8 protein-coding genes and 1 pseudogene are annotated in these 15,343 nt (G+C 65.4%); 6 read left to right on the top strand and 3 right to left on the bottom strand.

The window, feature by feature from the left end:
* Positions 1 to 293: 293 nt before the first annotated feature.
* The 3 genes and pseudogenes from chvE to GFH48_RS38835 all read left to right on the top strand — a co-directional run.
* Positions 294 to 1,391 (top strand): multiple monosaccharide ABC transporter substrate-binding protein, encoded by a 1,098-nt coding sequence (chvE, locus tag GFH48_RS00405; RefSeq protein WP_153286305.1) that lies wholly within the window; start codon positions 294 to 296, stop codon positions 1,389 to 1,391.
* Between the two features lie 141 nt (positions 1,392 to 1,532).
* Positions 1,533 to 3,269, top strand: a complete 1,737-nt coding sequence (locus GFH48_RS00400) for an IlvD/Edd family dehydratase (protein WP_153286304.1) — start codon at positions 1,533 to 1,535, stop codon at positions 3,267 to 3,269.
* Positions 3,270 to 3,315: 46 nt separating this feature from the next.
* Positions 3,316 to 3,680: pseudogene (locus GFH48_RS38835) on the top strand (fumarylacetoacetate hydrolase); the annotation flags it as partial.
* 157 nt (positions 3,681 to 3,837) lie between these two features.
* On the opposite strand, the gene GFH48_RS00390 reads toward GFH48_RS38835, so the two are convergent.
* The gene (locus GFH48_RS00390; protein ID WP_153286303.1) at positions 3,838 to 4,482 is read right to left on the bottom strand and encodes a LuxR C-terminal-related transcriptional regulator; all 645 of its coding nucleotides are present in this window, start codon (positions 4,480 to 4,482) and stop codon (positions 3,838 to 3,840) included.
* On the bottom strand, positions 4,467 to 5,804 hold the full coding sequence (locus GFH48_RS00385) for a sensor histidine kinase (protein ID WP_153286302.1): 1,338 nt from the start codon (positions 5,802 to 5,804) through the stop codon (positions 4,467 to 4,469). Before GFH48_RS00385 ends, GFH48_RS00390 begins: the two co-directional genes overlap by 16 nt.
* Positions 5,805 to 6,198: 394 nt before the next feature.
* Here GFH48_RS00385 and GFH48_RS00380 point away from each other — a divergent pair, with 394 nt between their 5' ends.
* The 3 genes from GFH48_RS00380 (at position 6,199) to GFH48_RS00370 (ending at position 10,703) form a co-directional block, all read left to right on the top strand.
* Entirely contained in the window at positions 6,199 to 8,832 is a 2,634-nt protein-coding gene (locus tag GFH48_RS00380) for an MMPL family transporter (protein ID WP_153286301.1), read from the top strand.
* Positions 8,833 to 8,917: 85 nt separating this feature from the next.
* Positions 8,918 to 9,265 (top strand): hypothetical protein, encoded by a 348-nt coding sequence (locus GFH48_RS00375; RefSeq protein WP_228120201.1) that lies wholly within the window; start codon positions 8,918 to 8,920, stop codon positions 9,263 to 9,265.
* A 568-nt stretch (positions 9,266 to 9,833) separates the two neighbouring features.
* Positions 9,834 to 10,703 carry an alpha/beta fold hydrolase gene (locus tag GFH48_RS00370; protein WP_228120200.1) on the top strand — a complete coding sequence of 290 codons (870 nt, stop codon included), beginning with the start codon at positions 9,834 to 9,836 and terminating at the stop codon, positions 10,701 to 10,703.
* 377 nt (positions 10,704 to 11,080) lie between these two features.
* On the opposite strand, the gene GFH48_RS00365 is transcribed toward GFH48_RS00370, so the two are convergent.
* Complete coding sequence (locus tag GFH48_RS00365) at positions 11,081 to 14,377, bottom strand: TIM-barrel domain-containing protein (RefSeq protein ID WP_153286299.1); 3,297 nt, start codon at positions 14,375 to 14,377, stop codon at positions 11,081 to 11,083.
* Positions 14,378 to 15,343 lie beyond the last annotated feature (966 nt).

Below are 15,343 nucleotides of genomic sequence, written 5' to 3'. Positions count from 1 at the left end.
GTGGCCGCGCCTCTGCAGGAAGAGGTAGGACAGAGACTGAGATTCCTTGAAAAATTTGTGCTGCGCAGTCGGTTGACACCCTAAAAGCCCTCTTCTACTGTTCGCACCACCCGTCGAACGAATGTCGATATATCGAACGTGAAGTATCGGCAAGATCCTTTCGCCTGAGCGCACCTTGATCCAACCTGACGACTCTGCGCCAGGCGTTGTTCATGGTTTCGGCTCTGCGGAATGCGAAACCGCCTGTAGCGGCGGCGACATCACCCGGCAACGACACAGAGGGAAGTGCACATATGAACAATCGCAAGAGTGTTCCTGCGGCTGCCTTTCTCGCGCTTACTCTGGCGGCTTGCGGGCAGGGGGGCGGCGGAGACGACCAGGACAAAAATAATGCCAAAGGTGCAACCATCGGCATCGCGATGCCTACGAAGTCGTCGGAGCGCTGGATAGCTGATGGGGCAAATGTCAAGAAGGAACTGGAGGCGAAGGGGTACAAGACCAAATTGGTATTCGGCGAAGATGACCCTGATCAGCAAGTATCTCAGCTCGAAAACCTGATCACCCAGGGAGTCAAGGCTCTGGTAATCGCCGCAATTGACAATAAGTCACTGAACAATGTCGTTCAGCAAGCCGCCGACGCAGACATACCCGTGATCGCGTATGACCGGCTCATTTTAGGGACAAAGAACGTCGATTACTATGCCTCATTCGACAATGAGAAAGTCGGCGAACTGCAGGGAGGGTACATCGCTGAAAAGCTCGGCCTGAAAGACGGGTCGAAGAAGGGGCCATTCAATATCGAACTGTTTGCAGGGTCGAACGACGACAATAATACGCGATATTTCTTCAGTGGAGCGATGAAGGTCCTACAACCCTACATCGACAAGAAGCAGCTCATTGTCCGGTCGGGGCAGACCCAACTGAACCGCATCACCACCCTTCGGTGGGATGGTGCAACCGCACAGAAGCGCATGGAAGACATACTTACATCTTCCTACAAGAGTGAGAAGGTAGATACAGTTCTATCGCCGTACGACGGCATCTCTATCGGCATAATATCGGCTCTGAGATCCGATGGATATGGCTCGAATGGCAAGCCGTGGCCGATCATCACAGGCCAAGATGCTGAACTTGCCTCCGTAAAATCGATCATAGCCGGGGAGCAGACTCAAACAGTATTCAAGGATTTGCGAAAACTGGCGAAAGTTGCCGCGGGTATGGTCGACTCGTCACTCAAAGGCCGGAAGCCTCAAATAAACGACACGAAAAGCTATGATAACGGCGTGAGGGTCGTTCCTGCCTACCTCCTCCCGCCGGTCAGTGTCGACAAGTCGAATTATGAAAGCGTCCTCGTCGGCGGTGGTTGGTACACGCAGGACCAGCTCCGATGAGGTGCCGGGAGCAGTCGCCGCCACTGTGGGCGCGGAATGTGGCAATTCTCGAATGACTGCGTTGCAGGGTACGCCCTGAGGGTGCTCACCTGACAACGCCTCATCTCGAAGCGGACGACGCCAAAGCCACGGGAGTGCCACATGACCGACGGTCACAAGACGAGCGGCCGCAGCCAGGCATGGTTTGGGGCGCAGGGCCGCAGCGGGATGGTGTACCGCTCCTGGATGCGCAACCAGGGATTCGGGCACGAGGTGTTCGATGGGCGTCCGGTCATCGGCATCGCAACGAGCGCCTCCGAGCTCGCACCGTGCAACGCTCATCTGACACGCGTCGCGGAAGCCGTCAAGCGTGGCGTGTGGCAGGCGGGCGGCCTGCCGCTTCAGTTCCCCACCATGGCCACCGGCGAGACTTTGATGCGCCCGACCGCCATGTTGTACCGCAACCTCATGGCCATGGAGGTGGAGGAGCTGATCCGTGCCAATCCGCTCGATGGTGTCGTGCTGCTGTCCGGCTGCGACAAGACGACCCCCGCCATGTTGATGGGCGCCGCCAGCGTCGACCTGCCCGCCGTCATGGTCACCGGCGGGCCGATGCTCAACGGCAAGTACCGGGGCCAGGACGTGGGGTCCGGCACCCACGTGTGGAAGTTCGAGGAGGACCTGAAGACGGGCCGGATGACTCAGGAGGAGTGCTTCTTCGCAGAAGGGTGCATGGCCCGTTCCAACGGGCACTGCATGACGATGGGTACCGCCTCGACCATGGCTTGCATGGCTGAAGCGCTCGGCATGCAGCTGCCGGGTTCGGCGGCTTGGCCCGCGGTCGACTCACGGCGGATGGAAACCGCGCAGGCGGCGGGCCAGCGCATCGTACGGATGGTGGAAGAGGAGCTGCGTCCCTCCCACATACTGACCCGGGAGGCGTTCGAGAACGCCATCCGGGTAAATGCGGCCATCGGCGGCTCCACGAACGCCGTCATCCATCTCACCGCCATCGCCGGACGCGTCGGAGTCGATCTGAACCTGCAGGACTTCGACGACCTGGTCCGTGCGGTGCCGACCCTGGTCAATCTGATGCCCAGCGGCACGTACCTCATGGAGGACTTCTGCTACGCGGGCGGCCTGCCCGCCGTCATGAGCGAGCTGCTCAACGGCAAACTGTTGCACGGGGACCAGATCACGGTCAACGGACGCACCATTGCCGAGAACACGGAGAACGCTGAACGTTTCGGCTCCGACGTCATCACCGGCCTCGACGCCCCCTTTCAGCCGGCCGGCACCGGTATCGCCGTCCTCCGGGGAAACCTGTGCCCCGACGGTGCCGTGCTCAAGCAGTCTGCCGCGTCACCGCATCTGCTCACCCACCGCGGTCCCGCGCGCGTCTTCGACTCCCCGGAGGCCTACCACGAGGTGGCCGACGACCCGGAACTCGATATCGACGCCACCACCGTTATCGTCATCCGCAACGCTGGCCCCAGAGGGTATCCCGGCATGCCCGAGGTCTCCAACGTTCCACTGCCCGCCAAGCTCTTGAAGGCCGGCGTCACGGATATGGTGCGCGTCTGCGACGGGCGGATGAGTGGTACCGGGTACGGGACGGTGGTCTTGCACGTGACGCCCGAGGCCGCTGTCGGCGGACCTCTCGCCTTGGTGCGGGACGGGGACCCCGTTGTCCTGGACGTCCCGAACCGTATTTTGCGCATGGATGTGGATGACGCCGAACTTGCGCGACGCGGGCAGGAATGGAGGGCACCCGTTGAGCGGCATACAAGCGGATACGCTTGGCTCTACACCCAGAACGTGGAGCAGGCCGATCTGGGTGCCGACTTCGGGTTCCTGCGTGGCAGCCGTGGCCACGAGGTGCCCCGCGACTCCCACTGAGTCCGCCTAGGCGACCACACCCGTCGACGTCGGGAGAGCATCGATCGTGGAATCGGCAGCAGCGTGCCTTGGCCTGGTCCTCACCGCCAGTTCCGTCCTGCCGGAGGAAGCCGACCGTGCCGCTCTCGTCACGCGCGTCTACAACCCGCGATGGGAGGGGCCGTGTGTGGCCGCGGTCCGCGGCGAGCAGGTCGTCGACCTGACAGGCATCGCACCCACCGTCTCCGATCTGCTGGAACGCGACGACGCAGTGGCAGTCGTCCGCGAGGCCGACGGAGGCCACGTCTGGAGCCTTGAGACCCTGCTTGACTGTGGTCGCAGTACCTGGAAGCGGCGATCGGGCCGGACCCGGAAGTGTTCACGAAGGCCCCCGTACTGTCCGCGGTCGGCACCGGCGCCGACATCTTCGTGGACCACATCCTCGATGCCCGGCGGGGAAAGACCCGAAAATGGCTTCTGCACAGGCTCGTTGACATCCTTCGGGTGAATGCCGACGACCCTCACAATTCTCCGTCACCACCCAAAGCGAGACAGAGCCGTTGGATTCACACTCCGTCCGGAAGTCGACTCAGCCTTCCAAGTAGGCAAGTACTGCCAGGATCCGACGATTGTCGTCCTCGGATTGCTCGAGTCCGAGTTTGATGAAGATGTTGTATGTGTGCTTACTGACGGTCTTCTCGCTGACGAACATCCGGCCGGCGATGGCCGCATTGGAGCGGCCTTGCGCCATCAAGGAGAGCACTTCGTGCTCACGCGGTGTCAACTCCTGCAGATGAGGATCTGCCGAGCGGTGGTTGAGGAGGGCGCTGACCACGTTGGGGTCCATGACCGTACTGCCGGCAGCGACCTGCCGGACGTTGGCGACGAACTGGCCGACGTCCAGCACTCGGTCCTTCAGCAGGTAGCCCACTGCGCCGGCACGGTCCGACATGAGTTCCCTGGCGTACAGCTGCTCGACGTATTGCGAGAGCACAACGATGGGCAGTCCGGGAATCTGCTTGCGTACGTCGATCACGGCCCGCAGGCCTTCGTCGGTGAAGGTCGGGGGCAGCCGCACATCGACGATTGCGACGTCTGGTCGAAGGGTTGTCAGCGCCCGGATCAGCGAGGGTCCATTGTCGACTGCGTCGACGACCTCGAAGTCGTTGGCCTGGAAGATCCTGATCAGACCTTCCCGCAGTAGGGCGAGGTCTTCGGCTATGACGATGCGCACGGCAGCGACATCCTTATCTCGGTGGGCCCGCCTGGCGGACTGTCGACAAGCAGGGTGCCGTCGAAGGCTCCCAGGCGGCGTACGACGCCCCGCAGGCCGCTGCCGCCGTCGAGGCTGGCGCCTCCGCGGCCGTCGTCGGACACCCTCATCGCCAGCACTCCCGCCGTGGTACTGGGATGGGCGGTGAACTCCACGGTGATCTCGATGTGCTGGGCATGGGCGTGCTTGATGGCGTTTGCCAGAACCTCGGCTACGGCAAAGTAGGCCGCGGACTCGACCGGCGCGGGCAAACGCCCGGGCAGGCGGGTGACCACCGACGTGGGGATCGGGTTGGCCAGGGCCAGAGCCCTCAGAGCCCCGTCCAGGCCGCGATCCGCGAGTACCGGCGGATGAATGCCGTGGACGAGGTCACGTAGTTCGGCCAGAGCGCTGGAGGTTGTTGCGCGGGCTTCCGCCAACAGCTGCTGTACGGCATGGGGGTCGTCAGGCAGAAGCTGTTCGGCCAGGCCCAGGCTCATGCCCAACGAGACGAGCCTGGCCTGTGCGCCGTCGTGGAGGTCTCGTTCGATGCGGCGTAGTTCGCCCGCTTGGGTATCGACCGTGTCAGCCCGTGAGGCAGCGAGCTGGGCGATGCGGTTGCGAAGTTGTGCCTGCGCGGTGGGCGCCAGCAGGGAACGGATGATCAGGGCGTTGAGTTTCGCCAATCGAGAGGCGGTGGTGTACCAGAGCAGGAGGAACAACGGTCCGAGCGGAACCAGAGCGAACGATTCCTGGACGCTGTGCAGGCGGAACGCGTTGCCCAGCGGCGTGCGGAACACCTGCGACGGCGTCAGCGCGTATACGAGCGGATAGCTCAGGTAAAAGACGCCGCACAGAAAGAGCAGGAACGACAGTCCATAGGTAAACCACCCAGTGATCGAATTGGCCACCAGCCAGGCCCAGTCTCGCCAGGTCGCTGGGTCGCGCAGGATCGTCCACAGCCCCTTGAGCCAGCCGGCGTCGGGTGCAGGCAGGTAAGGCCGTGCCACCGGTTCGCTCAGCTGGTCGGCAGCCCACTGCCGATGCAGGTCGGCGAACCAGCGCACCATTGCGGTCGAGACCAGCACTAGCGGTACACCGACCCCAAGCGCGACGACTGTCAGCGAGGTCGTCCAAAGCGTGAGCAGGCCGAAGCCCAGTAGTCCCCCGAGAAGTAGCAGAAGCGACCAGCCCAGCAGGCCTATCCGCAGAGTGAGCCCAGCTCGTAGACCTGCTCCGCCTGCGGAGTGCTTCTCCGACCGTGGGCGGCCACTGGAGGAGTGCCGCCCGCGCGAGTAAGTCATCACGCTCCATCATCATGCATCGCCGCGTCGATCAGCGGGCTGACCGACGCCAGGCGCGATCTCCCGTCAGAGGTCGATGATGACCGGCTCGCCCGTGTTGACGCAGTGGGGATTCCTCCACCATCACATGGCTCCAGCCCCCGTGTCCTTCGCTCGCGGCTCCGGGAGGCTGGACCGGTTGGAAACGCCTGGTGCGGCAGCCCCACGTGAGTGCCGCCTCGGGATCCGCCGCAGCTCCAGGATCTACGTGCAGGAGTCCACCGTCATGGCCCGGAACACTCTTTACTCGCGGTGCGCAAGGCAGGGAGGCCTGGCGGATGGACTCTGGCACGCCGGCAAGTGTGCCGTCCGCCCTCTTTTTTGACTCTCCGCCCTGAAAAGAAAGTTGTTCAGCATGTCCGCACTAGCCACATGGTGCTTCCGGCACCGCTTCCTCGTCATCGGGATGTGGGCCGCCGTACTGGTCGCGCTCGCGGTGCCGTACGCGTCGCACAGCGCTGCCTACTCTGACGCGCTCAGCTTGCCGGGGGCCGAGTCGTCGAAGGCGCAGGCACGACTCGAGGCGACTGAGCCCAAGCAGTCCGGAGACAGCGACCAGATCGTGGTGCACGTGCGTGGCGACGGGTCGATCCGCGACGCCGCCGTGCGGAGCAGGGTGATCCCGATGCTGCATCGAGTGGCGAAACTGCCTGCGGTCGCGTCGGTGACCAGCATGTACGGTCCTGCAGGAGAGGCTCAGGTAAGCGAAGACGGAAAAACTTCCTATGCGACGGTGACGTTCGACTCGCGGGCCGACCGGATACCGGTTGCCGCTGTCACCCGGGTCATCGATACCGCTCAGGCCGCCCGTGACAAAACCCTTCAGGTGGAGCTCGGTGGCGAGGCGATCGGCATTGTGGCCCAGGGGAAGGCGAAGAGCACCGAGGCGATCGGGCTGGTCGCAGCGGGCATCATCCTCTTCGTCGCCTTCGGTTCCCTGCTCGGCATGGCCTTGCCCCTCCTCGTCGCAGTCGCTGCGCTCGGTGCAGGACTGATCACCGTCGGCCTCGCCTCGCACGTGATCACGGTAGGGAGCGACGATCCGACGGTCGCTGCCCTCATCGGGCTCGGAGTCGGAATCGACTACGCCCTGTTCATCGTCACCCGCTACCGGACTGGCCTGCAGAGTGGTCTGGCGCCAGAGCCGGCTGCGGTACGCGCACTGGACACCTCAGGCCGGGCAGTTCTCTTCGCCGGCCTTACCGTCGTCACCGCTCTCCTCGGCCTGCTTGTCCTGCGAATCGGTCCCGCTTCCTCGATGGGAATCAGCGCTGCGACGGCCGTCCTGTTCACCGTGATCGCGGCAGTGACCCTGCTGCCGGCACTGCTTGGCATCTTCGGGAACAAGCTCCTCAGCCGGCGGCAGCGGCGAGCCATGGCCAACCGGGAACCGGGCACCGCGCACCCGACCCTGAACAACCACGGACAGGGAAAACGTATGTCCAAGGGCCGCTGGGCCGTGCGGGTCGAGCGCCACAAAACACTATTCACCGTAGTAGCGCTTCTCGCCGTCACGGTCCTCTCGCTGCCCACACTGTCGATGCGCCTGGGGACGCTGGACGCCGGAAACGACCCGAAGGGCACCACCACCAGAGCCGCCTACGACCTGCTCGCGCAGGGATTCGGGGCAGGCTCGAACGGCCCCCTGGTGCTGGTCGCGCAGCAGGCCGCGCCCAGCGACGCGTCGGCCCTGGAGAAGCTGGTCGCGACCGTCCGCAGCACCCGCGGAGTTGCCTCGGCCACGGCGCGACCGGTCACCGCTGCGAAAGGACTGTCCATCATCGACGTGGTGCCGACCAGCGCACCACAGGACAAAGCCACCAGCACCCTGATCAGTCACCTGCGCAAGGATGTCGTCCCTGCTGCGGAACAGGGGAGCAGCCTGACGGTCCATGTCGGTGGCAGGACAGCGGCTTCCGCCGACCTCGCCGACGTGCTGGCAAGCAAGCTGCCACTGTTCCTCGGAGTGATCGTCGCACTCGGCTGCCTGCTGCTGATGGTCGCCTTCCGCAGTATCGTCGTGCCGCTGACCGCCGCTGTGATGAATCTGCTTGCCTCGGCCGGATCGTTCGGAGTGGTGGTCGCCGTATTCCAGTGGGGATGGGGTTGCGAACTGCTGGGCCTCGGGAAGGCCGGGCCGGTGGCGGCCGAGCTTCCGGTGATCATGCTCGCTATCCTGTTCGGTCTGTCTATGGATTACCAGGTCTTCCTCGTCAGCCGCATCCACGAGGAGTGGGAGCACACTCGGGACAGCCACCGTGCCATTCGCATCGGCCAGGCTGAGACCGGGCGCCTGATCAACGCAGCCGCCCTGATCATGATCTGTGTCTTCACCGCCTTCGTTTTCGGCGGCCAGCGTGTCATCGCTGAATACGGCGTCGGACTGGCCGCAGCTGTGACCATCGACGCGTTCATCTTGCGCACCGTGCTCGTTCCGGCGCTCATGCACCTTCTGGGACGAGCGAACTGGTGGCTCCCCGCCTGGCTCGAGCGGATCCTGCCCAGGGTATCCATCGAGGGCTCGCCCTCTCGCCGGCCCGTCCGGGCTGGCTCGATGTCCACCTCACCCGTCCCTGGTGGACCTGCTGCGGCAGAGTGGACGGCGGCCCGCCATCGCGACCTGGCGACGACCGCGGTTCGGCCCGCGGTGGCGTCTGCGCAGCCCGAGCCGGCGATGCAGCATCGGGCCGCTCTGTCGGGCCCGCAGCCACCGCAGACCAGCACACTGCGCACACCGAAGTCGGTCCTCGCGGCGTACGTCTGGTGGTTCTTCCTCGGCGTCTTCGGCATCCACCACCTTTATCTCGGCAGGAAGAATTGGGGGCTCTTGTATCTGTTCACCCTCGGTATCTGCGGGCTGGGCTGGCTGGTCGATGGCGTGACCCTGCCCTGCCAGGTCCGGAGCGCGAATGCCCGGCTCGCTCTGTGTGAAGCTGAAACCTCAGCCGAGTGGACCAGGGCCGGCCGGGCAGGCACCATGCCCCGGTGAGCATCATCGTCAAGTTCTTCGTGGCGCCGACTCACTAGGTGCCGCCGCGGTCGTGGTTGGCGGACCAAACGGGTCTTTCGAGTCTTTGTCGTACCGCAACTTCGATGGTGAAGAGGCGCTGATCGAGTGGGAGTGCATCTTCACCGGTCGGAGTTTTGACGAGGTCGTTGCTGCTGATGAGCCCGGAGTTGCCGCGGATCCAGATGATGGCGAGGGCCCCATGGTCCTCGCCGTCTCTGAAGCTCTTCAGGATGCGCTTGCCGCTGCCGGCCAGCCCCGGCTGGTAGAAGTCGGTCGGCTGTGGGCTCTGGAGCGGATGGCGGAGGGCGAAGTGTTTGACCAGGAGATCGCGACTCAGCTCCTGAGCGGCCTGTCCCGGCTTGCTCAGGGCCTCCGGGAGCGGGATCGCCGCCTGTACTGCTGGACGGCGTGAAAGCGGGGACGGACGCCGTTCCCTCGCCAGTTGCTTCGACAAATGAAGGACGGCTGCGGCCCGCAGCGCAGATTTTGGCCGCTGGCTCGTGGCATTCGAGTCGTTGATGGCGCGGATAGCACGCGGCCGCTCTGCGCGGGTCGAACTCCGCCATCGTGTGGGGGACTTGGTGCTGGGGTCGCTGTCGGATCTGACACGCGAAAGCTGTCGGACGATCGCGGAGCGTGTCGAGGGACCAGTCCTGATGGTGTTGAGCACCTGCTTGCCCGGCCCAGGCGGGGTACAGACCGTGAGTTGTGGCGACGTGTTGGAGACCTCACCGATGACCAAGAGGCGCTCACGAGTGCAGCGACCGGTGATCGCTTGCGGGGGTTGTCTCCACCATGCTCATGCGATTCAGCTGGACCACTGACATGCGCGCTAGCCGGATTCTGCGATGACCCGATTCAGCAAAGGATGGGCATCACAGATTCCACAGCAGCCCTAGTTCAAAGGATCAGTAATGTCCCCCACCTCGCCCAACCGACGGTCTGTTGACCGGGCACTGTCTGCCCTCGCGCTAGTGGTCGTGGGTATCGGCACCGTCGCGGCCTGCAACGACGATGACTCAGCCGCCCAGCAGCCGACCCCACAGAATGCCACCGCCTCCGTGTTGCCGGAGACCGGCCACGCTGCCAAATCGAAGCTGCACATGATCGAGAATGGAGGCCATCGTCTGGCCTTTTACGTTACTGAGGGCAGCAGCTCAACCATCGTCCTGGACTCGGGCGGCGGCGAGTATTCGTCGCAATGGAATGAGATCGTCCCCAAGCTGCATGCCGCCACTGGCGCTACCGTCATCACCTACGACCGAGCCGGTCTCGGCAAGAGTGACGTAGTGCCCGGCCCATGGAAAGTCGAGAGTGCTGTCAGCGACCTCAAGGCGGGGCTTGAGCAACTGGGCGTCACCAGGGGCGTGACCCTGGTGTCCCACTCCCAGGCCGGAGAGATTGCAAACTACATGGCACAGGACAACCCAGAGATGCTCTCCGGCGCGCTCCTGGTCGACGCCAATCTCCCACCGTTCTTCACGGACGAGGAGATCCCCCGCCTCGTGGCCGCGGTCCAGCCGGAGGTTGACGCGGCCAGGCAGAACCCCGAGAAGCCGGCGAACCGGCAGCTCATCTCCACGTCAGAGGGCTTCGCCGCGGCGCACAGGGCGTTTCACAAGGTGGTGTGGCCGGACTCGGTGCCGGCAAGGGTCATGATCTCGGAGAAGACTCCGTTCGAAGGATCACCCGAGGACGCTCGGCGATGGCGTGAGGCCGCTGCTTCGTTTGCCCACGCAGCGTCCAACCGATCACTTGTCACCGCCAAGGGGACTTCCCACGAGGTGCCGACAGACCGTCCCGACCTCGTACTCAAGGAGATCGAAAACGTCTTTGCTGCACAGCACTGACCTCACGCGCCCGGCGGGCACCTGAATCCTCCGCGACGTCAAAACGATTCCACCGCCGAAACGGAAGGGCCTCGGTGGACCGCCTCGACGATGGCGCGGGCGGGTGGACGTACTCCCATGCGCGACGACCGCACAGTGTTTATCACCGGTGGTTCAACGATCCGGATGAGCGCGGCCTGTACCCGGCGGACGATCATGCGATGGACCGCCGGACGTCGTGATGCGGCAGATTCATTCCCGCACGGCCTTCGTACTGGTCAAGTGCCTCTTTCGTCGGAGCACAGGATCAGAACGAAGGCCGTGTTCACGTCCCCGGAATCCTCGTACGAGCGAGCACGTTCGGCACCTCGTTCGAGGTCAGACCGTAAGGAACAGGCTTAGCGGAAGGTGACTGTCAGTGGGGTGTGGACGGAGTGGTGGGGAAGGGTGATCGTCAGTGTGTCCGTGGCGGCATCCCAGGTGTAGGCGTGGGCGGACAGGGTGGTGCCGGCGGCTGTGACGCGGGTCGGTGCCTTCGTCCCGCGGACCGACACGGTCCAGGTGCGCTGTCGGGGCTGGCCGTGGAACGTTCCCTTGGCCCCGCCGATGGACAGGGTGCGGACGCCGCCGGACTCCTTGTAACGGATGGCGGTGGTGGCACTGCGGGCTCTGCCGACGGCCTTGCCGTCGTCCTCGTAGAGGCTGGTGGAGCCGGAGGCCCCGGCAGCGACGGTGAGGGTGACGTCGGTCAGAGGGCTGAGATCGTCCGCGGCCACGTCGTGCGTCCGTGTGGGCAGGATGCCGCCGGCCTTGACGAAGACGGGCATCGAGTCGAGACCGGTCGTGACGTCCTGGGTCGTACCGCCGGTGTAGGTCTTGCCGGTGAAGTAGTCCGTCCACTGGCCCGGCGGGAACCACACCGAGGTGGTGGCCGAAGTACCGCCGGTGGTGACGGGAGCGACCAGGACGTCGGAGCCGTAGAGGTACTCGCTGTCGGCGGTCGTGTACGCCTTCGCCTCGTCCGGGTACTCCAGGTACATGGGGCGGACGATCGGCAGGCCCGTGCTGTTCGCCTCCTCGGCCAGTGTGTACGTGTACGGGACCAGCGCCTCACGCAGGTTGAGGAACTTGTCCGCCGACTTCCGGGCCGCCGTGCCGTACTGCCAGGGCAGCCGGTCGCTGTGGTTGCTGTGCAGGCGGTCGATCGGCTGGAAGGTGCCCAGCTGGACCCAGCGGGCGTAGAGGTCGTCGGGGAGCTTGTGCGTGGTGTAGGTCCTGCCGTCCGACGTGTAGGTCTCCGAGCCAGTCAGGCCGGTGGTGTCGTTGTGGCCGCCGATGTCGTGGGTGATGGCCGCCATGCCGGTCGCCGCCGACTCCCCCGGTGTGTAGCCGACTTCGAGCTTCAGCGTGCCCCAGGTGGACGACGTGTCGCCGGTGAAGTGGACCGTCGTGCGCTTGTCCGCCCACGGTCCGGTGGGCAGCCCCTGCTGACCGCTGTAGCCGCCTGCCTGGAGCGATCCGTAGGCCCGGGAGAGGACGAACCCACGCCCGATCCGCTGCGCGGTGGCGGTGGCGTACTGCTGGTTGATCCACGCGTCCGGGGTGACACCGGGCAGGGACGAACGGGCCGCGTCGCAGCACCAGTCGAGCCACCAGAAGTCATTGCCCTGATCGTCCATCGTGCGATGCAGGTCCATGTACGCCTTGAGCTGGTCGGGGTCGCCGAAGTCGAAGGTGTAGCAGTCGTCGCCGGCGCCCGAGGCGCAACCGCCCTTCGTCAGCTTGCCCTTGGCCGTGGCCTGCGCCTTGGCGAACTGCGGGTCGGACGCGAGGATGCTGGGGTGCACGTTGAGTGTGTTGTGCAGGCCCTCGGTGGCGGACCAGTCGAAGAAGCCCTTGGGGTCCGGGAACTTCGCCGGATCCATCTCCCAGCCGCTCCAGCTATTGACCGCCTTGAAGTCCGTGTCGGTGACCAGTACGTCGAGTGGGACTCCCTCGGAGCGGAACGCCGGCAAGATCGCGTTCCGGTAGTCGGTCGCGGTGCGGTCGATGTACTCCGAGTACCAGACGCCGTAGGCCCATTGGGGAAGGAGCGCGGGGGGCCCGGTGAGCGTGGACAGGTCGGCGAGGCCCTGCTTGTAGTCGTGCCCGTACGCGAAGAGGTAACCGTCCTGGTACGGGGCCCCGCTGTGTCCGGGACGCGGGGTCACCTTCTGCGTGCCGGTGTCGTAGAGCGCCGAGGACGTGTCGTCGAGCAGGTACCAGCCGTCGCGGTTGAGCAGACCCGGTGTGGTGACGAGGGGTCCTCCGTTACCGGTCACGCCGTCGAGCCCGCGGCGGTAGCCGCCGAGGGCGATGTGCGGGGGCGGGGCGGCGCCGGTGGGCGTGGTGACCGCGAGGGTGTCCGCGTTCACGTGGCAGCTCGTGGCCTCGGGGCAGCTGAGCGTGATGTCGCCGGCTCCGGCCTTCAGGGTGACGGGGACGGAGGCGCTGTCCCACGTGTCCCAGTCCGCGGTGGCGGGAAGCGACAGCGTGCGGCTCGCGCCGCCCGCGGAGACCGTGGCGGTACGTGTCCGGTGCTCGCCGTCGCCGCCGGTGCCGTTGGCATAGCGCACGTGCAGGGTGTAGTTGCCGTCTGCGGGGACGCCCACCACGTGGGTGGTCAGGGTCGATCCCTGGTTCAGCTCGGCGACGAAACCGCCGCCGGCGTACCCCTTGTGGTCGGTGGCGCTGACGGCGGTGCCGCCGGTACGAGCGGCCTCCGCCTCACAGCTCACTGCGAACCGGCAGTCGGCCACGGCCGTGCTGGATACGGGCGGGTACGGGTCGCCGGGGCGTACGACGGCGACGCTGTCGACGTTGACGTTCCCGGAGTCCGTGGCGGTCCGGGTGAGGGCGAGCGTGTGATGTCCGGCTTCGAGGCGCAGGGAGGCGGTCGTGAGCTTCCAGGTGTCCCAGTCCGCGGTGGCCGGCAGGCTGACCGGCTGCGGGCTACCGCCGTCAACGGTGACGGACAGCGTGCGGGTCTGCGTCTGCCCGTCGCCGCCGCGGGAGTTGGCGTAACGCAGGCCGAACTGGTAGTCCCCCGCGGTGCTGACATCGATGTCAGAAGTGATGGAGCCGCCGGTGCTCTGGAATCCCGCGGCGAAGCCCGTACCGGTGTAGCCGGTGTGGTCGGTCGCGACGGAGACCCCGTCGAGCCGGAGGTTCTCCGCCTCGCACAACTCGCCGGTCCTGCAGGTGAGATGCTGCCAGGGACTAGCGGTCACCGGGAGGCTGCCCGCTGTCGTCGCGACGGAGAGGTTACCGGTGTCGAACTGTCCCGAGCCGAGCCGATAGCGCAGGGTCATTGCGCTGGTCCGGACGGTCAGCCAGCCGTCGGACCTGTCCGTCGTGTAGGAGGCAGGGGTGAATCCGGCGCGTCCGATGGCGTTGAAGGTCGGGGCGTCGGTGAACTTGCCGTCGCCCGCGTACTCGGTGCGGATCAGCGTCGGCGAGAGTATCTCGAAGCGCGCGTCCCCGGCGGTGACGGACGGGATCCGCAGCCGGGGGCTGCCGGCCGTGCCCGTTGCGCCCTGGGCCGACGCGGCCGACGTACCGGAGAGGGTGACGACGGCGGCCGTGCCCAGAGCAGCGGTGATCCCTGTCCACCGACGTAGGGATCTCGGCCGCCGTCTCCTCTGAAGGGACCTCATGAGCGACTCCGTTCTCAGAGTGACCGGTGAAGGGCCCCCACAGCACCCGTGCGGGTGCGTCCCCTCTGGTTACAACGATGCAAAAAGCGCAGAGGCATCACAGCACACCACCCGTTGATACATCTAGTGCTGCGTCAGCCACGCTCGCCCCGGGGTCTCCCCGCCTCCGCACCGTTCTGTGCACCGGCAAGCTACCGGTGCCTGCCGGGAGTTGGAGGGAGGGCTCGGAAGACTTCGGCTGAGATCCCGACCCCTCAAGTATCCAGGTCAGGAAAGACGCCGGATCGCGGAGCACGTGCCGCCTTTCGGCCAGGCCATTGGCGATCACCCGGAAGCGCCCGTCCCGTCCGTCGAAGCCTATGAACCCCGTGACTACGTAGCCGTCTTCGTTACAGTGCGAGGTCATGAACTGAGCGGCTCCAGCGAGACGAACGACCGCCTGGACGACCTGGTGAAGGGGTTCCGGGGGTGCTGGGGGATGGGCCCGCGCAGACTCCTGGTGGGCTGGGTATCACCGTCGGGCAGGTGACGTCCGGGCTGGAACGGTGGGTGAGTTCCCTGACCGAGAAGACCCGTAGGTTGCCGCGTGCGCTGTCGGGCTCGCTCTGCAGCCTGCACCAGTTCCAAGCCTCGGTCGAAAGGTGATTTCTTGCACTTCTTGCTGTCGTTTGTCGCGCTGAACAGTGTGTAGCCGTAAGCGGATCCGCCGAGGTGGATTCCGAGGGCGCTGCTGTTGCGCATGCTCCTGTTGACCAGCCGTTCCGTTACGCGGACATCGGCACTGCCGTACGGCACCGCTGGTCTCTGGGCCCGAGAGGGTGAGGCAGGCTGGGACCGGCCATGGAGCAGGCACGGAAGGTCGGAACGACCGACGGGCCGAAGACCACCACGAGGTCGGCAGACCGGGTGCGCGGACAGCACAGTCCCCGTGGCACTCCTGACTGCGCTTGCGCAAGAGCGCCCCGC

The organism is Streptomyces fagopyri (assembly GCF_009498275.1).
In the GTDB taxonomy this organism is placed as follows: Bacteria; Actinomycetota; Actinomycetes; order Streptomycetales; family Streptomycetaceae; genus Streptomyces; species Streptomyces fagopyri.
This window is presented reverse-complemented; position numbering and strand designations above follow the sequence as displayed.